The 21,464-nt window shown below is 72.3% G+C and carries 16 protein-coding genes and 1 tRNA gene; 6 read left to right on the top strand and 11 right to left on the bottom strand.

The window, feature by feature from the left end:
• Positions 1-13: 13 nt before the first annotated feature.
• The 8 genes from prfA to argS form a co-directional block, all read right to left on the bottom strand.
• Complete coding sequence (gene prfA / locus OGL88_RS06035) at positions 14-1,096, bottom strand: peptide chain release factor 1 (RefSeq protein WP_111083862.1); 1,083 nt, start codon at positions 1,094-1,096, stop codon at positions 14-16.
• 3 nt (positions 1,097-1,099) lie between these two features.
• A complete protein-coding gene (gene rho, locus OGL88_RS06030; RefSeq protein WP_263090556.1) occupies positions 1,100-3,340 on the bottom strand; it encodes a transcription termination factor Rho in 2,241 nt (746 codons plus the stop codon).
• A gap of 193 nt (positions 3,341-3,533) precedes the next feature.
• Positions 3,534-4,472, bottom strand: a complete 939-nt coding sequence (gene thrB, locus OGL88_RS06025; RefSeq protein ID WP_228510102.1) for a homoserine kinase — start codon at positions 4,470-4,472, stop codon at positions 3,534-3,536.
• Positions 4,473-4,549: 77 nt separating this feature from the next.
• A complete protein-coding gene (gene thrC / locus OGL88_RS06020) occupies positions 4,550-5,629 on the bottom strand; it encodes a threonine synthase (protein WP_123294272.1) in 1,080 nt (359 codons plus the stop codon).
• A gap of 70 nt (positions 5,630-5,699) precedes the next feature.
• Positions 5,700-7,007, bottom strand: coding sequence for a homoserine dehydrogenase (locus OGL88_RS06015; RefSeq protein WP_263090549.1), 1,308 nt, complete (start codon positions 7,005-7,007; stop codon positions 5,700-5,702).
• A 25-nt stretch (positions 7,008-7,032) separates the two neighbouring features.
• Positions 7,033-8,460 carry a diaminopimelate decarboxylase gene (lysA, locus tag OGL88_RS06010; RefSeq protein WP_263090547.1) on the bottom strand — a complete coding sequence of 476 codons (1,428 nt, stop codon included), beginning with the start codon at positions 8,458-8,460 and terminating at the stop codon, positions 7,033-7,035.
• 57 nt (positions 8,461-8,517) lie between these two features.
• Positions 8,518-9,261, bottom strand: coding sequence for a DUF2993 domain-containing protein (locus tag OGL88_RS06005; RefSeq protein WP_263090545.1), 744 nt, complete (start codon positions 9,259-9,261; stop codon positions 8,518-8,520).
• Positions 9,262-9,454: 193 nt separating this feature from the next.
• Positions 9,455-11,125, bottom strand: coding sequence for an arginine--tRNA ligase (gene argS / locus OGL88_RS06000; protein ID WP_263090543.1), 1,671 nt, complete (start codon positions 11,123-11,125; stop codon positions 9,455-9,457).
• Positions 11,126-11,184: 59 nt separating this feature from the next.
• Here argS and OGL88_RS05995 point away from each other — a divergent pair, with 59 nt between their 5' ends.
• From OGL88_RS05995 to OGL88_RS05980, 4 genes are all read left to right on the top strand, one after another.
• A complete protein-coding gene (locus OGL88_RS05995) occupies positions 11,185-11,772 on the top strand; it encodes a hypothetical protein (protein ID WP_263090540.1) in 588 nt (195 codons plus the stop codon).
• A 242-nt stretch (positions 11,773-12,014) separates the two neighbouring features.
• A tRNA-Arg gene (locus tag OGL88_RS05990) sits at positions 12,015-12,086 on the top strand.
• 308 nt (positions 12,087-12,394) lie between these two features.
• On the top strand, positions 12,395-16,279 hold the full coding sequence (locus OGL88_RS05985; protein ID WP_263090538.1) for a Pls/PosA family non-ribosomal peptide synthetase: 3,885 nt from the start codon (positions 12,395-12,397) through the stop codon (positions 16,277-16,279).
• Between the two features lie 26 nt (positions 16,280-16,305).
• Complete coding sequence (locus OGL88_RS05980; RefSeq protein ID WP_263090536.1) at positions 16,306-17,634, top strand: M1 family metallopeptidase; 1,329 nt, start codon at positions 16,306-16,308, stop codon at positions 17,632-17,634.
• Here the strand turns inward: OGL88_RS05980 and OGL88_RS05975 are convergent.
• Positions 17,631-17,903: a helix-turn-helix domain-containing protein gene (locus tag OGL88_RS05975; RefSeq protein WP_263090533.1), complete on the bottom strand. Its 273-nt coding sequence runs from the start codon at positions 17,901-17,903 to the stop codon at positions 17,631-17,633. The two genes, OGL88_RS05980 and OGL88_RS05975, sit on opposite strands and share 4 nt — an antisense overlap.
• Positions 17,904-17,935: 32 nt before the next feature.
• Here OGL88_RS05975 and map point away from each other — a divergent pair, with 32 nt between their 5' ends.
• On the top strand, positions 17,936-18,703 hold the full coding sequence (gene map, locus OGL88_RS05970) for a type I methionyl aminopeptidase (RefSeq protein ID WP_263090531.1): 768 nt from the start codon (positions 17,936-17,938) through the stop codon (positions 18,701-18,703).
• Here map and OGL88_RS18000 read toward each other — a convergent pair.
• Together OGL88_RS18000 and OGL88_RS05960 are read right to left on the bottom strand one after the other, a co-directional pair.
• Positions 18,687-19,271, bottom strand: coding sequence for a 4'-phosphopantetheinyl transferase family protein (locus OGL88_RS18000; protein ID WP_263090529.1), 585 nt, complete (start codon positions 19,269-19,271; stop codon positions 18,687-18,689). The two genes, map and OGL88_RS18000, sit on opposite strands and share 17 nt — an antisense overlap.
• Positions 19,272-19,318: 47 nt before the next feature.
• Positions 19,319-19,522, bottom strand: coding sequence for a hypothetical protein (locus tag OGL88_RS05960; protein WP_071255966.1), 204 nt, complete (start codon positions 19,520-19,522; stop codon positions 19,319-19,321).
• Positions 19,523-19,823: 301 nt separating this feature from the next.
• Here OGL88_RS05960 and OGL88_RS05955 point away from each other — a divergent pair.
• Positions 19,824-21,464, top strand: a 1,641-nt coding sequence (locus OGL88_RS05955) for a TPM domain-containing protein (protein WP_263090675.1), incomplete at its 3' end; no start/stop codon positions are given.

Genomic DNA, 21,464 nt, shown 5'->3' with positions numbered 1-21,464 from the left:
CGTGCCTCCAGGGCTACGCGTCCTGGTCGCCGATGGCGGCCAGACGTGCCTCTTCGTCCGCCTGGATGGCGGACTGGACGACGGGCTCGAGTGCACCGTTCATGACGCGGTCGAGGTCGTACGCCTTGTAGCCGGTGCGGTGGTCCGCGATCCGGTTCTCCGGGAAGTTGTACGTCCGGATGCGCTCCGAGCGGTCCATCCCGCGGATCTGCGACTTGCGCGCGTCCGAGGCGATCGCGTCGAGCTCCTCCTGCTGCCGCGCGAGGATGCGTGCGCGGAGCACGCGCATGCCGGCCTCACGGTTCTGCAGCTGCGACTTCTCGTTCTGCATCGCCACCGTGATGCCCGTGGGCAGGTGGGTGATGCGGACGGCGGAGTCCGTCGTGTTGACGGACTGCCCGCCGGGGCCGGAGGACCGGTACACGTCGATCTTCAGGTCGTTCTGGTTGATCGCGACCTCTTCGGGCTCGTCGACCTCGGGGAACACCAGCACGCCGGTCGTCGAGGTGTGGATGCGCCCCTGCGACTCGGTCTGCGGCACGCGCTGCACACGGTGCACGCCGCCCTCGTACTTCAGGTGCGCCCAGACGCCCTGCGACGGGTCGGTCGTGTTCGACTTGATCGCGACCTGGACGTCCTTGTAGCCACCCAGGTCGGACTCGGTGCGCTCGAGGAGCTCGACCTTCCAGCCCTTGGTCTCGGCGTAGTGCGAGTACATGCGCAGGAGGTCGGCCGCGAACAGCGCCGATTCCTCGCCGCCCTCGCCGCCCTTGATCTCCATGATCACGTCGCGACCGTCGTCGGGGTCGCGCGGGATGAGCAGCCGGCGGAGACGCTCCTGGCGCTCCGCCAACTGCTCCTCGAGCCCGGGGACCTCGTCCGCGAACGCCGAGTCCTCACGCGCGAGCTCCTGGGCGGCGGCGAGGTCGTCCCCCGCCGCCTGCCAGGACTCGTACGCGGACTTGATCTGGTTGAGCTCGGCGTAGCGCCGGTTCACCTTCTTCGCCCGGGCCGCATCGGCGTGGAGCGCGGGGTCCGACAGCTGCTGCGTCAGGTCCTCGTGTTCCGCCAGCAGCCCTGCCACCGACTCGAACACGCGTTACTCCTGGTGACCGTTGTGGTGAGCGCCGCCGGTCGTCGGGACCGACTTCTGCACCTGCACCAGGAACTCGACGTTCGACTGCGTCTCCTTGAGGTTCCGCAGCACGATCTCGAGGGCCTGCTGCGGGTCGAGCCCGGCGAGGGCTCGGCGCAGACGCCAGGTGATCTTGACCTCGTCGGCGGAGAGCAGCTGCTCCTCGCGACGGGTACCGGAGGCGTTGACGTCGACGGCCGGGAAGATCCGCTTGTCCGCCAGGTGACGGTTCAGGCGGAGCTCCATGTTGCCGGTGCCCTTGAACTCCTCGAAGATGACCTCGTCCATCTTGGAACCGGTCTCGACGAGCGCGGTGGCGAGGATGGTCAGCGAGCCGCCGTCCTCGATGTTGCGCGCGGCACCGAAGAATCGCTTCGGCGGGTAGAGCGCCGCCGAGTCGACGCCACCGGAGAGCACGCGGCCCGACGCCGGGGTCGACAGGTTGTAGGCACGACCCAGACGGGTGATCGAGTCGAGCAGGAGCACGACGTCGTGGCCCAGCTCCACCAGGCGCTTCGCACGCTCGATGGCGAGCTCGGCGACCGTGGTGTGGTCCTCGGCCGGACGGTCGAAGGTCGAGGCGATGACCTCGCCCTTCACCGTGCGCTGCATGTCGGTGACCTCTTCGGGCCGCTCGTCGACGAGGACGACCATGAGGTGCGCCTCGGGGTTGTTCTTCGCGACGGCGTTCGCGATCGCCTGCAGCACGACGGTCTTGCCGGCCTTGGGCGGCGAGACGATGAGGCCACGCTGGCCCTTGCCGATCGGCGACACGAGGTCGATGATGCGGGTGCTCAGCTTGCCCGGCTCCGTCTCGAGGCGCAGGCGCTCGTTCGGGTACAGCGGGGTGAGGTCCGAGAACTCGACGCGGGCCGCTGCTTCTTCGGCGGTCTGGCCGTTGACCGAGTCGACGGTCACGAGCGCGTTGTACTTCTGACGGCTCTGCTGCTCGTTGTCCCGGGGCTGCTTGATCGAACCGACGACGGCGTCGCCCTTGCGCAGGTGGTACTTCTTCACCTGGCCGAGGGAGACGTAGACGTCGTTCGGTCCGGGCAGGTAGCCGGTGGTGCGGACGAACGCGTAGTTGTCGAGGACGTCGAGGATGCCCGCGATCGGGATCAGCACGTCGTCCTCGGTGACCTCGGGCTCGAAGTCGTCGTTCTGGCCGCCACGGCCGCGCTTGCGGTCACGCTGGCGACGGCTGCGGCCGCCCTCGGTGTCGTCGGCGTTCTGCTGGGCCTGCTGGCCCTGCTTCTGCTGACCGTTCTGCTTCTGCTGGTTCGCCGCCTGCTGCTTCTGCTCGGCGCGGTCGTCCTGCTTCGCGTCGCGCTGCTTGGCGTCGCCCTGCTTCGGGTCGCCCTGCTTGGCGTCGCCCTGCTTCTGCTGGTCACCGCCGTTCTGCTTCTGCTGGCCGCCCTGCTGGTGCTGCTGGCCGTCCTGCTGCTCGCCGTTCTGCTCGCCGTTCTCGGCGTTCTGCCCACGGCCACGACCGCGACCACGGCTGCGACGGCCACGACGCGAACCGCCCTCACCGTTCTGGTCGTGCTGCTCGCCCGAGTCGGAGGCACTGGACTGGTCCTGCGACTCGCCCTCGGTGCTCTGCTGCTCGGCGCGGGCCGGCTGCTCGGTCTGGGCAGGTGCCGAGGTCGGCGTCTGCTGCTCGGCCGACTCGTTCGGCTGCTGGGCCTGCTGGTCGGCACCGCGCTGGCCGCGGCCGCGACGCTGCCCACCGGTCTGCGACTGGGCGGCTTCCTGGGCGTCCTTCTCGGCACGCACCTGGTCGAGGCCCGCGAGCAGGTCCTCGGTGCCGGTGTGGCCGGCGTTGGTGTGCTCGGCGGCCGAGGTCGGGCCGGCGTTCACGGTGCCACCGGAGGACGCACGGCGCGAACGGCGGGCACGCGACGGCGCGGCCGGCTCGGTCTCGACGGCGGGGGCCTCGGGGTCGGCGACCGGAGCGGTCGGCGCCTCGGCTGCGGGCTCCGGCAGCGTCGGCTGCTCGGTCACCGGCGCCGTGGCGGGCACTGCCGCGGCGGGGACGTCGTCCGTGACGGGGCGCTTGTCCTCGATCGAGGCGATGAGGTCGCCCTTGCGGAGCTTCGAGAGCCCGGTGATGCCGAGCGAGGAGGCGATGCGCTGGAGTTCCGGCAGGCGGAGGGCGCGCAGGTCGCTGGGGATCTCCACCGGGGTGGAGTTGTTGTCGGTCAAGGTCGGTGTTTCCTTTCGAACCGCAGAACGCGGAGAGTTTCCACCGTCCCGGATGCACGGGTATGCATCGACCGCCGTTCAGACGACGGACCGGGATTCGGTGATCAGAAAGAGAGTGCCCCCGCGCACCGGACCCTGCGCTGCGTCGGAGCTGGCCACGGGATGGGACCCATGGCACGAGCAGTCCGGGCGACTACGCGGGTTCGGCTTCGAGCGCCGAGTGCGCCACCACTGTAGCACCACCGAGATCGACGGCCAGCATGAGCGCGCGCCAGTCGGATTCCCCGTGTCGGGCGACGAGATCCGCGGCCGTGAGCCGTTGTGCCGGGTCGCTGCCGAGCACGAGCAGGCTCGGTCCAGCCCCCGACACGACGGCCGCGAGGCCGTGCTGCCGGAGCAGTCCGATCAGTGCGTCGGTCTCGGGCATCGCGCTGGCCCGGTACGCCTGGTGCAGGCGGTCCTCGGTCGCGGCGAGCAGGAGCTCGGGGCTCTGGATGAGCGCGGCGACGAGCAGCGCGGAGCGGGAGACGTTGAACGCGGCGTCGGCGTGCGGGACGTTCTCGGGCTGCAGGGAGCGGGCGAGCTTCGTCGACAGCGTGGACGTCGGCACGAACACGACCGGTGCGACGCCGCGGTGCACCAGCAGCCGCTTGTACGCGGGTCCCTCGGCCGTCATCCACGCGATGGTGAGCCCACCGAACAGTGCCGGGGCGACGTTGTCCGGGTGCCCCTCCATCTCGGTGGCCAGGCTCAGCAGGGTCGAGGCGTCCAGGTCGACGATGCCCTCGAGCAGCCCGCGGGCCGCCATCAGGCCGGCGACGATGGCGGCCGCCGAGGAACCGAGCCCGCGGCCGTGCGGGATCGCGTTCGTGGCGTGCAGCTCGAGGCCGGGCTGGTCGACGCCGGCGTGCTCGAGGCCGCGGCGGACGGCACGCACGACCAGGTTCGTGTCGTCGGTGGCGACCTCGCCGGCACCGACGCCCTGCACCGTGACGGTGGCACCGGGTTCCGGGCGGACCCGGACGACGACCTCGTCGTACAGCGAGAGCGCGAGACCGAGCGAGTCGAACCCCGGCCCGAGGTTGGCGGACGTCGCCGGCACGCGGACGCGCACGGCCCGTCCGGCGGGCACAGCGTGGACCGCCCGTCCGGCCGGTACAGCACTGTGGGCGGTGACGCCCTCCCCCGGTCCGGACGAGCGGTCGAGGCTCACTGCGCCGCGACCAGTCCGAGCACGTCGGCGATCGACTTGGTGTCGACCGGCACGCTCGTCGGGGTGACCTCGCTGCCGTCCTCGGTGCGCAGGGCCCACTGCGGGTCCTTCAGGCCGTGACCGGTGACGGTGATGACGACCTTCGCGCCCTTCGGCACGACGCCGGCATCGGCACGCTCGAGCAGCCCGGCGACACCGATGGCCGACGCGGGCTCGACGAAGACGCCGACCTCGGCCGACAGGATGTGGTGCGCGGCGAGGATCGCCTCGTCCGAGATCGCGCCGAAGTAGCCGTCGGTCTCGTCACGGGCCTCGAGGGCGAACTGCCACGAGGCCGGGTTGCCGATGCGGATCGCGGAGGCGATGGTGTCGGGGTTCTTGACGACCTCGCCACGGACGATCGGTGCGGAACCGGCGGCCTGGAACCCGAACATCCGCGGGAGCTTCGTCGTGCGACCGGCGGCCACGTCCTCGCGGTAGCCGCGGGAGTACGCGGTGTAGTTGCCCGCGTTGCCGACCGGCAGGAAGTGGAAGTCCGGGGCGTCGCCGAGGACGTCGACGACCTCGAACGCAGCGGTCTTCTGGCCCTCGATGCGGTCGTTGTTGACCGAGTTGACGAGGTGTACCGGGTAGTTCGCCGCCAGGTCTCGGGCGATGTCGAGGCAGTCGTCGAAGTTGCCCTGGACCTGCAGCAGCTGGGCGTCGTGGGCGACGGCCTGGCTGAGCTTGCCCATGGCGATCTTGCCCTCGGGCACGAGCACCGCGGCGGTGATGCCGGCGTGCGTGGCGTACGCGGCGGCCGAGGCGCTGGTGTTGCCGGTCGAGGCGCAGATGACGGCCTTCGCGCCGTGCTCGACGGCCTTCGAGATCGCCATCGTCATGCCGCGGTCCTTGAAGGACCCGGTCGGGTTCATGCCCTCGAACTTGACGTAGACCTCGGCGCCGGTGCGCTCGGAGAGCCGGCGAGCCGGGATGAGGGGCGTGCCGCCCTCACCGAGCGTGACGATCGGCGTCGCCTCGGTCACGTCGAGTCGGTCGGCGTACTCGCGCAGGACTCCCTGCCACTGGTGGGCCATCAGGCTTCTCTCTCTGTCCGGTGGGTCGGTCTGGTTTCGGTTCGGGGTCGGCCTGGAGGCCCGTGGTGCGTCAGGCGCCGACGAAGCGCAGGACGCTGGTCACGTCCAGGACCACGTCTTCGCCGCGGAGCGCGCGGACGGTGTCCGCCAGGTCGGCTTCGCGCGCCAGGTGCGTGCCGATGACGAGCGCTGCCGTCCCCTCGGAGGCACCCGTGGTGGTCTGTTCGACGGTCTCGACGCTCACGCCGTGCTTCGCGAGCACGCCGGCGACCGTCGACAGCACGCCGGGGGCGTCCGTGACGTGCAGGGTGATCTGGTAGCGCGTGCGGACGGTGCCGATCGGGAAGACGGGCAGGTCCGACTGGGTCGACTCCGCGACACCCGGGCCGCCGATGACGTGCCGACGTGCGGCGGACACGAGGTCGCCGAGGACGGCAGAGGCGGTCTCGACACCACCGGCACCGGCGCCGTAGAACATGAGGTCGCCAGCGGCCTCGGCCTCGACGAACACGGCGTTCTTCGCGCCGTGCACGCTCGCCAGGGGGTGCGACTCCGGCACGAGGGCCGGGTACACGCGGGCGCTGACGCCCTCGCGGCCGTCCTCGTCGGTCAGCCGCTCGGCGGTCGCCAGGATCTTCACGACGTAGCCGGCCTTGCGCGCGGCGCGGACCTGCTCGATGGTGACCGAGGTGATGCCCTCGCGGTGCACGGCGGCGAGCGGCACCGAGGTGTGGAACGCGAGCGAGGCCAGGATCGCGGCCTTCTGCGCGGCGTCGTAGCCCTCGATGTCGGCGGTCGGGTCGGCCTCGGCGTACCCGAGCTCGGTCGCGGTCGCCAGGGCGTCCTCGAACGTGGCGCCCTCGCGGTCCATCAGGTCGAGGATGAAGTTCGTGGTGCCGTTGACGATGCCCATGATCCGCTCGATGCGGTCACCCGCGAGCGAGTCGTGCAGTGGGCGGATGATCGGGATGGCACCGGCGACGGCGGCCTCGTAGTACAGCTGCGCGCCGACCTGCTCGGCCACCGCGAAGAGCTCCGGACCGTGGGTCGCGAGGAGCGCCTTGTTGCCGGTCACGACGTCCGCCCCGGACTGCAGCGCCTGCAGCACGAGCGTGCGCGCCGGCTCGATGCCGCCGATGAGCTCGACGACGATGTCGGCACCGAGGATGAGCGACTCGGCGTCGGTCGTGTAGAGGTCCTTCGGCAGGTCGACGTCACGCGGGGCGTCGACGTCGCGCACGGCGATCCCGACGAGTTCGAGGCCGGCACCGGCGCGCGAGGCGAGTTCGTCGGCGTGCTCGAGCAGGAGCCGCGCGACCTGGGACCCGACCGAGCCGGCCCCGAGCAGCGCGACGCGGACGTTGCGGTATTCGATCATCTGGAGTTGGTTCCTGTTCGTCGGGTCAGCGGCCGGTGCCGGCGTGGGGCACGGGGCGGACGCCGGTGTCGCGGGCGAGGAGGTCGTCGATCGACTCGCCCCGCACGAGGATACGGGCTGCGCCGTCCGCCACGGCGACGACCGGCGGGCGGCCCACGTGGTTGTAGTTGCTCGACAGCGCCCAGCAGTACGCGCCGGTGGCCGCGACGGCGAGCAGGTCCCCGCGCTGGACGTCACCCGGCAGGTACTCGTCGTTCACCACGATGTCCCCGCTCTCGCAGTGCTTCCCGACGACGCGGGTGAGCACGGCGGGCGCCTCGGACGTCCGGGCGAGGCGAGCGGTGTAGTCGGCGCCGTACAGGGCAGGTCGGGCGTTGTCGCTCATCCCGCCGTCGACGGAGACGTAGGTGCGGGTGGCGTGGCCGGTGTCCCCGTCGCCGGTCTCGAGCGTGACGGGCTTGATCGTGCCGACGCGGTAGAGCGTGATGCCCGCCGGCCCGACGATGTAGCGACCGGGCTCGACCGCGACCTCGGGCACCGGGATGTCCCGTTCGGCGCAGGCCTCGGCGATGATCGCGGCGAGGGCGTCGGCGACGTCCTCGGGCGCGAACGCGGAGTCGGCCTCGGTGTAGTCGATGCCCCAGCCGCCGCCGAGGTTCAGTTCGGGCACCGGTCCGGTCTCGACGAGGGTGGCGTGCACGTCCATCAGGCGTCGAGCGGCCTCGCGGAACCCGGACTCGTCGAAGATCTGCGACCCGATGTGCGAGTGCAGCCCGACGAACACGAGCGACGACTCGGCGCGCACGGCCTCGGCGGCGGTGACGGCCTCGGTGAGCGGGATGCCGAACTTCTGGTCCTCGCGCGCGGTCGCCAGGTACTCGTGGGTGGACGCGTGGACGCCGCTGTTGATGCGGATCCGGACGCGCTGCACCACCCCGGCGTCGGCAGCGGCACGGGCAACGCGCTGGACCTCTTCGTGGCTGTCGAGCACGATCGTGCCGACGCCGACCTCGACCGCGCGGGCGATCTCGGCGTCGGACTTGTCGTTGCCGTGGAAGCCGAGCATCGCCGGGTCGATGCCGGCGGCCAGGGCGACCGCGAGCTCCCCGCCGGTGCAGACGTCCACGCGCAGGTCGGCCTCGGCCATCCACGCCACGACCTGCGTCGTCAGGAACGCCTTGCCGGCGTAGTAGACGTGCGCACGGGTGCCGATGCCCTCGAACGCCTCGGTGAACGCGTTCCGCACCCGGACCGCGCGGGACTGCACGTCCCGCTCGTCGACGACGTACAGCGGGGTGCCGTACTGCCGGACGAGGTCCGTGGCGCTGACACCGCCGACCGCCAGGTCGCCGTCGTCGGTCCGCGTCGCGGACGCGGGCCAGATCCGGTCCACCAGCTCGGAGGCATCCGTCGGGAACCGCAGTCGCGGCGGTGCAAGGGGGTTCTCGCTCACGGGACCCGATCCTACCGACGCGAGCCGCGCCTCCCGGCCGCGTTACGCACCACGGGGTCAGCCGCAGCTGCCGACCGTCTGCAGGCCCTGCTCGTTGAGCGGCAGCGCGTCCGCGGTGATGCGCACCGTCGCGTCGGCCTTCGAGACGTCGAGCGAGCGCACGCGGAGCGCCTCGGGCAGGAACTGCGCCGTGCAGACCTGCACCGGCACGTTCGTCACGCCGGGGATCGAGTCGACCTTGAGACCGAGGTCGGAATTGGTGATCCGCACGCTCTTCGGGGTGATCGTGATGCCGCGACCGTCGTCCTGCGCGACCACGTCGCCCTTCGCCGCGTAGGTGATGTCGTAGCCGAGCACCGCCGTGGAACCGGACAGCTCGACGCCGCCGTCCACCAGGGTCAGCCGGTCGAACAGCGGGCTGTACTTCGACAGGTCCTCCACGCTCGACGACGCCAGGGTGACGGTGCCGTCGACGTCGTGCACGTCGCCCTTGCCGTCCACCGGGACGTCCTTCGCGGTGACGTCGGCAGCGAGCGGGATGCCGTCGACGGTGAGCTTCTCGGACGTGATCTCGACCTGGTCGAGGGTGCCGCTGATCAGCTGCGGGATGACGATGCCGTCGGCGTGCGCCTCGACCTGGCCCGTGGTGCCGTCGGGCAGCGACTGCTCGACCTGCTGGGCGATGATGCGGTCGACGACCCCGCGCAGGACGAACTCGGCGATCACGACGAGGGCGGCGAGCACGACGACGACCACGATCAGGACGACGGGCCAGCGGCGGCGGGTGGTGGCGGTGGACATGCCTCCCAGCCTTCCACGTGGTCCCGTCAGCCTGCCTGGAGGCGCGGTGCGCCGGGCGGGGCGCGGGGCGCCCGGGGGTCCCGCTCGATCGCGCCCCGCCACGGTCATCGCGCCCCCGCACACCGGGGCGCGATGACCGTCAGGGGGCGCGTCACGACAACGGCTCGGCCGTCTGCTCGTGACGCCGCTCCCGCTACATGCGGGACGGAGCGCTCACGCCGAGCAGGCCGAGGCCGTTGCGGACGACCTGGCCGGTGGCGTCGTTCAGCCACAGGCGCGTGCGGTGCAGGTCGGTGACCGGTTCGTCGCCGAGCGGGGTCACGCGGCAGGCGTCGTACCAGCGGTGGTACAGGCCCGCGAGCTGCTCGATGTACCGGGCGATGCGGTGCGGCTCGCGGAGCTCCGCGGCGTGGCGCACCACGCGCGGGTACTCGGCGAGGGCGCCGAGCAGCGCACCCTCGGAGTCGTGCGTCAACAGCGAGGCGTCGAACACCGAGCGATCGACCCCGGCGGCCTCGGCGTTGCGGGCCACCGACTGGGTGCGCGCGTGGGCGTACTGCACGTAGAACACCGGGTTGTCGTTGGTGCGCTTGACGAGCAGGTCGAGGTCGATGTCGATCGCGGTGTCGCTGGCGAACCGGACGAGCGAGTACCGGCCGGCGTCGACCCCCACGGCGTCGACGAGGTCCTCCATCGTGACGATGGTGCCTGCGCGCTTGGACATGCGCATCGGCTCGCCGTCCTTGAGCAGGTTGACCATCTGCCCGATCAGGATCTCGAGGTTCGTGCCCGGCTCGTCGCCGAACGCGGCGCACATCGCCATCATCCGACCGACGTAGCCGTGGTGGTCCGCGCCGAGCATGATCAGGTTGCGCTCGAAGCCGCGCTCGCGCTTGTCGAGGTAGTACGCCAGGTCGCCGGCGATGTACGCGGGCTCGCCGTCGGACTTGATGACCACGCGGTCGCGGTCGTCGCCGAAGTCGGTCGTGCGGAGCCACTCGGCGCCCTCGGCCTCGTACATCACACCCGCCGAACGCAGCCGTGCGATGGCACGCTCGACGGCCTTCGACTCGTGCAGGGCGTTCTCGTGGAAGTAGACGTCGAAGTCCACGCCGAAGTCGTGCAGCGACGACTTGATGTCGGCGAACATGAAGTCGACGCCCTCGCGCCGGAAGAGTTCCTGCGCCTCGTCGCGCGGCAGGTCCTTCACGTCGACCGAGGGGTCGAGCGTCGCGATGACGCGCGCTGCGATCTCGGCGATGTACGCGCCGCCGTAGCCGTCCTCCGGCGTGGGCTCACCGAGCGCCGACGCCACGAGCGAGCGGGCGAAGCGGTCGATCTGCGCGCCGTGGTCGTTGAAGTAGTACTCGCGGGTGACGAGGCCGCCCTGCGCCTGGAACACGCGGGCCAGACTGTCGCCGACCGCCGCCCAGCGCACGCCGCCCATGTGGATCGGGCCGGTCGGGTTCGCCGACACGAACTCCAGGTTGATCCGGACGCCGTCGTACAGGTCGCCGTGTCCGAAGGCGTCGCCGCCCTCGACGATGGTGCGGGCGATCTCACCGGCCGCTGCGGCCTCGAGCGTGATGTTGATGAACCCCGGGCCGGCGACGTCGACCGAGGCCACGCCGTCGAGCTCGGTCAGCTCGCCGGCGATCTCCGTCGCGAGCTCGCGCGGGTTCGTGCCGACGCGCTTCGCGAGCTGCATCGCGGCGTTCGATGCCCAGTCGCCGTGCGCGCGGTTCTTCGGACGCTCGAGCACCACGTGGGAGTCCCCGATCGTCACGGTCTCGGACGCGCCTCGTCGCTCGACGATCCCGGTCAGGATCGACAGGTACGCGGCGGAGAGTTCGGCAGGAGTCACGGCGGACGAGTCTACCGGGACACCCAGGTGCACGCCGGACGATGGGGCATCATGTCGGGATGACCACCCGAAGCCGTGCCCGGGCGTGCTCCGTCGCCGTCGTCACCGCCGCAGCAGCACTCGCCCTGTCGGCCTGTTCGGGCGGCGGGGACAGCGACCCGACGCCCAGCGCGACCCCGGTGGGCAAGACGGTGTCGCAGACCTGCGCCGAGCTCCTGCCGACCGAGGCCCTGTCCGTGTACGGGACGACCTTCGCGCTCGACGACTCCTTCACCCCGGCGAAGGGGTCCCCCGCCGCCACGATCGCTAAGCAGCGGGGTCGCGTCTGCCAGTTCGTCGCCACCGACGACGACACCGAGACGATCACCCTGGCGGTCGCCGACCTGCCTGAGAAGTCGCTCACGAACCTGAAGGACGCGCTGTACGACCGGGGCGGCTCGGTCCCCACCTACCGCGTCGAGGGCTACTTCGCGTTGAACGACGACATCGGCCGCGCGGACGCCTTCGCCGACCCGTACTGGATCACCACGCAGTCGACGCTGTTCACCGAGCCCGGCGGCGCACAGCCGGTCGTCGACGCGGTGCGCGCAGTGCTCCAGCCGTCAGGGTCGGCGACGGCGACGGCGTCGGCGACGCCCGCGGGCTGACGCGCCCGCGCCGGCACGGTGCCGGGTCCACCGCCCGGTGCGAGGTTGCACGCCTGGTGCGCGCTTGCAGCGCCGCACGGAGCGCGCAACCCCGCACGGGCCCGCGACGCGCGCACGGTGCGGACGGGAGGCCCGTGGCGGGCCCGCACCGCGCCTCCCGTCCGCCCTGCAGCCGCGTCTCGTGCGCGACACGCGCTGTCCGGGAGGGCGCGCCGGACCTGCTACGGTTGTCGCACCCCTTGGCCCCCATAGCTCAGGGGATAGAGCACTGCCCTCCGGAGGCAGGGGCGGAGGTTCGAATCCTCCTGGGGGCACTGGAAATCGCCGGCCAAGGTGACGTCTCCGCTTCGCGGAGTCGGCACCGGCCGATGCCGCCTGCGGCGGCCTTCCCCCGTCGAGGCTTCTCCGGGAGGGGTCGCGCATCTCGTGGCCGATGTCGGCGTTCGCGCGGATGATGAGGCGGATGCTGAGCAGGAATGGTCGGATCGGGGAACGCGACTCGACAGTTTCTGCTCACGAAGAGCCCGCGCGCACCGCGCTACCCCGTGTTTCCGAGCGCGACACCTCGACCCCCTAGGATCACGGGCCGGTCGTCCTGCACGCGACCGGGAAGAGGGAACCGATGACCACCGGCACCGGGAACGCGCAGCTCGAACTCGCCCGCGGCGGGCACGCCCCCGCACCACGGACCCTGTTCGACGTCCTCGCGGCGACCGCGGCCACCCACCCGACCGCCACCGCGCTCGAGGACCCCGCCGGCACCGTCGACTACGCCGCCCTGCTCGACCTCGTGCGCGCGCAGGCCGACGACCTCGCCCGTCGCGGTGTTCGCCAGGGTGACCGGGTCGGGGTGCGGATCCCCTCCGGCGGGCGTGACCTGTACCTGTCGATCCTCGCGGTCCTCGCCGCCGGAGCCGCCTACGTTCCCGTCGACGCCGACGACCCCGAGGAACGCGCGACCCTGGTGTTCGGCGAGGCCGGCGTCGTCGGCGTCATCGGGGCCGGCGGCGTCCTGCGCGACCGCGACGGCGGCGAGCTGCCCGTGACGGACCCCGCGGCGAGCGCCGAGATCCCCGGCCTGGACGACGACGCGTGGATCATCTTCACCTCGGGGTCGACCGGAGTGCCGAAGGGCGTGGCCGTGACGCACCGTTCTGCGGCTGCGTTCGTCGACGCCGAGGCGCGGATGTTCCTGCAGGCGGCGCCGATCGGTCCCGGTGACCGGGTGCTTGCGGGGCTGAGTGTCGCGTTCGATGCGTCGTGCGAGGAGATGTGGCTGGCGTGGGGGCACGGTGCCGCGTTGGTGCCGGCGCCGCGGTCGTTGGTGCGGACGGGGGTGGACCTCGGGCCGTGGCTGATCGCGCACACGATCACGGTGGTGTCGACCGTGCCGACGCTCGCGGCGCTGTGGCCGGACGATGCGTTGGAGCAGGTGCGGCTGGTCATCTTCGGCGGTGAGGCGTGCCCGCCCGAGCTGGCGGCGCGGATCGCCAGTCGCGATCGTGAGGTGTGGAACACGTACGGTCCGACGGAGGCGACGGTGGTGGCGTGCGGGTCACTGCTCGACGGCGGGCAGCCGATCCGGATCGGGCTGCCGCTCGACGGGTGGGACCTGGCGGTCGTGGACGGTGCCGGGCTACGGGTCGAGCCGGGCGGGGTCGGTGAGCTCGTGATCGGTGGTGTCGGGTTGGGGCGGTACCTGGACCCGGCGAAGGACGCGGAGAAGTACGCGCCGTTCCCGGAGCTCGGGTGGGACCGGGCGTACCGGAGCGGTGACCTGGTGCGGTACGACCCCGAGGGGCTCGTGTTCCAGGGGCGCGCGGACGACCAGGTGAAGCTCGGCGGTCGGCGCATCGAGCTCGGTGAGATCGACGCGGCCCTGCAGGCGCTCGACGACGTGGCCGGTGGTGCGGCCGTGGTGCAGCGCACCCCGGCGGGCAACCAGGTGCTGGTGGGGTACGTGGCGCCGGTGGCGGGTGCCACGGTGGACGTCGCGGCTGCGAACGCCCGGTTGCGCCAGGAGCTGCCCGCTGCGCTCGTCCCGCTCGTCGCGGTGGTGGACTCGTTGCCGACGCGGACGTCGGGCAAGGTCGACCGTGCCGCCCTGCCGTGGCCGTTGCCCGGGGCGACCGACGCCGCGATGCTGCCGGACACGGTGGCGTGGATCGCGGAGCGCTGGGCGGCGATCCTGGGGGTGCCGGTGTCGGGCGTCGACGACGACTTCTTCGCGCACGGTGGCGGGTCGCTGACGGCGGCGCAGCTGGTGTCGGCGATCCGCGAGCGGTTCCCGTCGACGACCGTCGCCGACGTCTACGACCACCCGCGCATCGGCGCGCTGGCGGCCGCGTTGGACGAGTCCGGTCCGGTGGCGGCCGCATCGCGCGACGTGACGCCGGTCCCGCCGACGACGGGGCTCGCGATGACGTTGCTCGGCTTGCCGGTGCAGGTGCTGCGCGGGTTGCGGGTCCTGACGTGGACGGCCCTGGTCGCGGCGGTGCTGCACGCGACGACGCTGCCGTTCCTGCCGGTGCTCCCCTGGCCGGCGCTCGTCGTCGCGCTGCTGGTGTTCGTGACGCCGATCGGCAAGATGGCGCTCACGGTCGTGCTGGTCCGGCTGCTGCTGGTCGGGGTCCGGCCGGGGTCGTACCCCCGGGGTGGCTCGGTGCACCTGCGGGTCTGGCTGGCGGAGCGGATCGCCGAGGCGGTCGACGGTCCCTCGACCGCCGGGGCCCCGTGGATCAGCTACTACGCCCGTGCGCTCGGGGCGCGGATCGGCACGGACGTCGACCTGCACACGCTGCCGCCGGTCACCGGGATGCTCACGATCGGCAAGCGTGCGTCGATCGAGCCCGAGGTGGACCTCGCGGGGCACTGGGTGGACGGTGACGTGTTCCGGCTCGGCCGGGTCCGCGTGGACGACGACGCCGTCGTGCACAGCCGCACCACGCTGCTGCCCGGTGCGCACGTGGGCGCGGGCGCCGAGGTCGAGGCCGGCTCGGCCGTCGCCGGGCGGGTGCCCGCCGGTGAGCGCTGGGCGGGTTCGCCCGCCGAACGCGTCGGGTCGGCCAGGCACGGCCGGGAGGCCCGTCCCCCGCTCGGTCGACGCTGGCTGCTGGCGTACGGGGCCGGCTCCGTGGCCGTGGCTGGGTTGCCGGTGATCGGTGTCGCGGTCGGGCTGCTGGTCGCCGTCGCCCCGGTCGGGCGTGCGTCGACGCTCGGCGACGCGGTGCTGCGCGCGCTCGCGACCGTGCCGCTCGCGACCGTCGTCGCCGGGGCCGTGTACGCGCTGCTCGTGGTGGGGTCGGTGCGGCTGCTCGGCATCGGGCTGCACGAGGGACGCCACCCTGTGCGTTCACGGATCGGCTGGCAGGCGTGGTCGACGGAGCGGGTGCTGGACGCGGCGCGCACGCTGCTGTTCCCGCTGTACGCCTCGCTCGTGACCCCCGTGTGGTTGCGGCTGCTCGGGGCGAAGGTCGGCCGGAACACGGAGATCTCCACGGTTCTGCTCATCCCCGCGCTGACGCAGATCGCGTCCGGTGCCTTCCTGGCCGACGACACCATGGTCGCGACGTACGAGCTCGGTGGTGGCCGGGTGCGGATCGGCCGGTCGAAGGTGGGGCGCCGGGCGTTCCTCGGCAACAGCGGGATGACGGGCGCCGGACGCTCCGTCCCGCGCGAGGCGCTGGTGGCGGTGCTGTCCGCCGTGCCGAAGAAGGCCAAGCGCGGGTCGTCGTGGCTCGGCTCGCCCCCGGTGCGCCTGCGCCGTGCGGCGACGCAGTTCGACGAGGAGCGCACCTTCCACCCGCCCGTCCGGCTCAAGGTCGCCCGCGGTTGCTGGGAGCTGCTGCGGCTCGTGGCCCCGATGGTGTCCGCTGCGATCGCCCTCGGGGTGGCGGGCACCCTGCTCGCCCTGTGGTCGGCGGTCGGCGTCGGGTGGACGGTGCTGCTCGCCGGACCGGTGCTCATCGTCGCCGGGGCCGTCGCCGCCGTGGTGTCGACGATCGCGAAGTGGGCGTTCGTCGGCCGGATCACCGCCCGGGAGCACCCGCTGTGGTCGTCGTTCGTGTGGCGCAACGAGGTGCAGGACACCTTCGTCGAGACGGTCGCCCGGCCCTGGTTCGCCGAGCAGGCCACCGGCACCCCGGCCCTGGCGGCGTGGCTGCGGAGCCTCGGCGCGACGATCGGCCGCGGCACCTGGCTCGAGACCTACTGGCTGCCCGAGGCCGACCTCGTCACGATCGGGGCCGGCGCATCGGTGGCGCGTGGGACCGTCGTGCAGACCCACCTGTTCCACGACCGGGTGATGCAGCTCGACACCGTGCGGCTCGACGCCGGTGCGACCCTCGGGCCGCACAGCGTCGTCCTGCCCGCCGCCGGCATCGGCACGGGCGCCACGGTCGGGCCCGCCTCGCTCGTGATGCGCGGTGAGCAGGTGCCCACCGGGTCCCGCTGGTCCGGCAACCCCATCGCTCCGTGGACAGCCGAACCGGCCACCGTGGCGGACTGACCGGCGCCATGGGGTTGACTGGGACCGTGCCGAACACCCCCGCTGCCGACCCGTACACCCCGCACAGCGGCGACCGACGCTGGAGCGCCGAGCACTACGACCTCCGCCTCGACTACCGCGTGGCCACGAACCGTCTCGACGGCACGGCGACGATCACCGCCCGTGCCCACGAACCCCTCGACCGGATCGTCATCGACCTGCACGGCCTGAGCGTCGAGCGTGCCGACGTCGACGGCACCCGCGCGAAGAAGGTGTCGAAGGCCGTGCACAAGGTCACCGTGACCCCGGCGTCGCCGATCGCGGCCGACACCACGTTCACCGTGCACCTGCGGTACCGCGGCAACCCGCGCCCCGTGCGCAGCGCCTGGGGCCAGGTCGGGTGGGAGGAACTCACCGACGGCGTCATCGTCGCGGCCCAGCCGACGGGGGCACCCTCGTGGTTCCCGTGCAACGACCGACCGGACGACAAGGCGACCTACCGGTTCGAGATCGCCGCCGAGGCCGCGTACGACGTCCTGGCGAACGGAGAACTGCTCGGCAAGGAACGGGACCGCATCGGCACCCGCTGGACCTACGCCACCACCGAGCCGATGGCGACGTACCTGGCGACGGTGCAGATCGGGCGCTACCGCACGACGAGGCTCCGCAGCGCCGTCGTCCCCGTGACCCTGCACCACCCCGCTGACCTGGCGGCCGCCGCGAAGACCGACTTCGGGCAGGTGCCGGAGATGCTCGCGCTGTTCTCGGACCGCTTCGGCCCGTACCCGTTCGCGGCGTACGGCGTCGTGGTCACCGACGACGAGCTCGAGATCCCGCTCGAGGCCCACGGGCTGGCGGTGTTCGGCCGGAACCACGTCGACGGCGAGCACGGCACCGACCGGCTCATCGCGCACGAGCTCGCGCACCAGTGGTTCGGCAACTCGGTGACGGTGACCCGCTGGCAGGACATCTGGCTGCACGAGGGGTTCGCCTGCTACGCCGAGTGGCTGTGGTCCGAGCACCACGGCGGCGACACCGCCGACGTGCTCGCGGCGCAGTACCGGCAGGGGCTCCTCGGCCAGCCCGAGGACCTCGTCGTCGGCGACCCCGGCGCGGAGGACATGTTCGACGACCGGGTCTACAAGCGCGGCGCCCTCGCCCTGCACGCCGTCCGCCGCACGTTCGGCGACGACGCGTTCTGCGCCGGGCTGCGCAGCATCACCGAACGGTACCGGCACGGTTCGGTGACGGTGCCCGACGTGCTCGAGGCCTTCGCGGACGCCGCCGGCCGTGACGTCGAGGCCGTCAGGGCGGTCACCGGCCCGTGGATCGACGAGACGTCGGTGCCGGCACTGCCCGCGCCGCTCGTCGACTAGCCAGCCAGTTCGCCGTCGTCCGCCGGGTCGCAGCTGATCTCGGACCAGACCGCGTCGAGCGACAGTCCGACCACGCCGGCGACGGAGGCGATGGTCGAGAACGCCGGCGTCGCGATCCGCCCGGTCTCGATCTTCCGGAGGGTCTCGGGCGAGATCCCGGCGGCGAGGGCGGTGTCGACGATCGACCGTGGGCCACGTGCGCGGCGGAGCAGGGCACCGAGACGGCGGCCGCGCGCGACCTCGTCGGGGCGGAGCGGGAGACGGACCATCCCCACATAGTAATACCGGTATGATCATCCGCGTGATCGAGATCCTGACGCCCGCCGAGGTCGACAAGGCCCGTGCCACCGGTGCCCTCGTCGGCACCATCCTGCAGACCCTGCGCGACCGGACCCGCGTGGGCACGAACCTGCTCGAGATCGACCGGTGGGCGAAGCAGATGATCGAGGACGCCGGCGCGGACTCCTGCTACGTCGACTACGCACCGTCGTTCGGCCGCGGTCCGTTCGGCCACCACATCTGCACCGCCGTGAACGACGCCGTGCTGCACGGGCTGCCGCACGACCGGGCCCTGGCGGACGGCGACCTGCTCACCCTCGACCTCGCGGTGTCGCTGGACGGCATCGCCGCCGACGCCGCCGTGAGCTTCGTCGTCGGCACTCCGCGCGACGAGGACCTCGCCCTCGTCGACGCGACCGAGCGCGCCCTGGCCGCCGGGATCGCCGCCGCCGGACCCGGGGCCCGGATCGGCGACCTGTCGCACGCCATCGGGACCGTGCTCGTGGGTGCGGGCTACCCCGTCAACGTCGAGTTCGGCGGCCACGGCATCGGTTCGACCATGCACCAGGACCCGCACGTGTCGAACACGGGCCGCGCGGGCCGCGGCTACACGCTCCGGCCCGGCCTCCTGCTCGCGCTCGAGCCGTGGGTGATGGCTGACACCGACGTGCTCGTCACCGATGCCGACGGCTGGACGCTCCGCAGTGCCACGGGAGCCCGGACGGCCCACACCGAGCACACCATCGCGATCACCGAGGACGGCGCCGAGGTGCTCACACTCCCCCGCTGAGCGGCCCCTCGACCACGACGGGCAGCCCGCCGGCCGCGACGACGAGCACCAGGTCGGGGTCCGGCCGGTGGACCGACACCGGGTGGTCGCGCCCCTCGAACCGCGCGGTGCCGGCTGCGGCGTCGACGTCCACGGTCAGCGGGTCGACGCGCAGGCCCCGACCGTCTCGCTTCAGCACGGCCTCCTTCGCCGCCCAGCAGGCCGCGAGCAAGCCGGCATCACCGGCCGAGCGCTCGCGCTCGCCGGGCGTGAAGGCGTCGAGGGGCGCTGCGCCGACGCGGGACACCCGCTCGAGGTCGACACCGACCGGGCCGGGCGCGACCGCGACCGCGTGCACACCGGTCGTGCGCGACAGGCTGACGCCGAAGGCGGTGCCGTGCACCGTGGCCCAGGGGCGACCGTGGTCGGTCCTCGCGCAGTGCGGGCAGACGCGCCCCGCGCGCACGGCGGCCGTCTCGACCGCCGCAGCCGAGGCGACGGCGGCGACCAGGGCCTCCCGGTCGGCAGCGCGGTCCGCACCCGTCGCGCACAGCGTCACGACGACGGCCTGGAGGCCCGACTCACCCACGCACGCAGCCTACGGGTGTGCGGGTGGCCGGCCCAGGGCCGTGGTCGCTACGCGTGGGTCAGTGCGATCAGTGCGACGTTCATCGTGCTGTAGAGACCCTCGGACCGGGTCGCCTGGCGGACGCGTCCGCGCAGCACTTCGTAGCGGCCGTCGTGCTCGCGCACGAAGCCGATCACGCCGGTCGCCGGCGTCGAGACGCGGTGGTAGCCGTCCTCGAGCGGGACGACCTCGGTACTCGTGGTTCGCTCCATTGCTGTTCCCTTCCGTTCGTCGTCGAACAGTGCCGCCAGCCTACCCCGCTCCGGGGGACAAGACACCCATGGATCGGCTTGTCCACAGTGTTCGCCGAGAGTCCGTCCGACGCCCCCACGCCGTGGATAGACTCCGGGCGACGGCGCTCTCAGGCGCGGTTCGGGACGGCGTCGACGGCGCCGACCGGTGACGGACGGAGGACGGATGCGAACGGTCCAGCGCGGATCGGGCACAGGCGGGTCGAGGACGGAACGGGGGACAGCGCGACTCTGGGGTCGCGTCACGGCAGCGGTCGTGGCGATGCTGATCGTCCTGGCTCCGGCGGCGACCGCGCAGGCCACGGCACCGGTCGACCTGGGCGGGGCGTACGTCCTCGACGAAGCCGACGCCCTCAGCTCCTCGCAGCAGGCGCAGGTCGAACAGGCGGTGCAGGACCTGTACGCCGAGACCCAGACGCAGCTGTACGTCGTGTTCGTGCCGACGTTCACCGATCCGACGGACCACACCGCGTGGGGATCCGCGGTCATGGAGCAGAACCAGATCGACACCGACGGCATCCTGCTGTCGGTCGCGGTCGACGACCGCAACTACGACGTGCAGCAGACGAACGAGACCGCCATCTCCGAGTCCGACGTGCAGAGCGCCGTGAACGACTCCCTGCTCCCCGCGCTGAAGCAGGACGACTGGTCCGGTGCAGCCGTGGCGTTCGCGAACGGCCTGACGGACACCCAGGCACCGCCGAACCTGACCTGGCTCTGGATCCTGCTGCTCGTCATCGTCGTCGGCCTGATCGTCGTCGTGCTCGTCATCCGCACCCGGAACAAGCGGAAGACCGCCGCGGCCACGAAGGCGCAGCAGGAGTCCCTCGCCGACCTCGAGCGCACCGCCGGCGGCGCGCTCGTGACGATCGACGACGAGCTCCGCACCGCTGAGCAAGAGGTCGGGTTCGCCACGGCCCAGTTCGGTCCCGACGCCGCGAAGCCCTTCGCCGACGCCGTCGCCGCCGCGCAGCAGGCCGTGCGCAAGGCCTTCACGTTCCGGCAGCAGCTCGACGACGAGATCCCGGACTCCCCGCAGCAGCGTGCCGACTGGGCGAACCAGATCATCGCGATCTGCCAGCAGGCGCACGCCTCGATCGAGGAACAGACCGAGTCGTTCGACAAGCTCCGGTCGCTCGAGGACGGCGTCGAGGAAGCAGCCGCCGCGCTGGCCCAGGCGGTCGCGGAGGCCCCGGCGTCGGTCGGCGCAGCAGCGGCCTCGCTCGACCGCGTCCGAGCGAACTACACCGGACGCACCCTCGCGACCGTGGCCGACAACGTCGACCAGGCCCACCAGGTCCTCGCCTACGCCACCGAACGCTCGAACGCGGCCACCGCGGCGATCGCGGCCGGCGACAAGGGGGAAGCGGTGATCGCCGTGCGCGACGCCCAGCACGCCCTGGCGCAGGTGCAGCAGCTCACGAACAGCGCGATCGCGGCCGAGGGCACCTTCACCGAGGCCACCGCGCGCGCCGAGGCCATGCGCATCGACATCGAGGGCGACGTCGCCGCGGCCCGGACCCTCACCGTGGGCGGTCCCGACCTCGCCGCGGCCGTGACCCGGGCACAGACCGTCCTGCGGCAGGGGTTCGACCCGAAGGACCCGATCACCGCGGTCGACGCCCTCACGAAGGCGAACACCGAGATCGACCAGGCCATCGCGGCCGCCCGGGGTGCCGAAGAGCAGCAGCGCCGGGCGTCCCGCGCCCTCGACGACGCCCTGCGCGACGCCCGCAACCGGATCAGCCAGGCGCGCGAGTACATCTCGCTGCACCGTGGCGGCATCGGACCGACTGCCCGCACCCGCCTGTCCGAGGCCGAACGCGCCCTCGACGACGCCGTGCAGCTCGCCACCACCGACCCCGGACAGGCACTGCAGGCAGCACGCGCGGCCGAGCAGTAC

Source organism: Curtobacterium sp. RIT-PI-V (genome assembly GCF_025642935.1).
Taxonomy (GTDB): domain Bacteria; phylum Actinomycetota; class Actinomycetes; order Actinomycetales; family Microbacteriaceae; genus Curtobacterium.
This window is presented reverse-complemented; position numbering and strand designations above follow the sequence as displayed.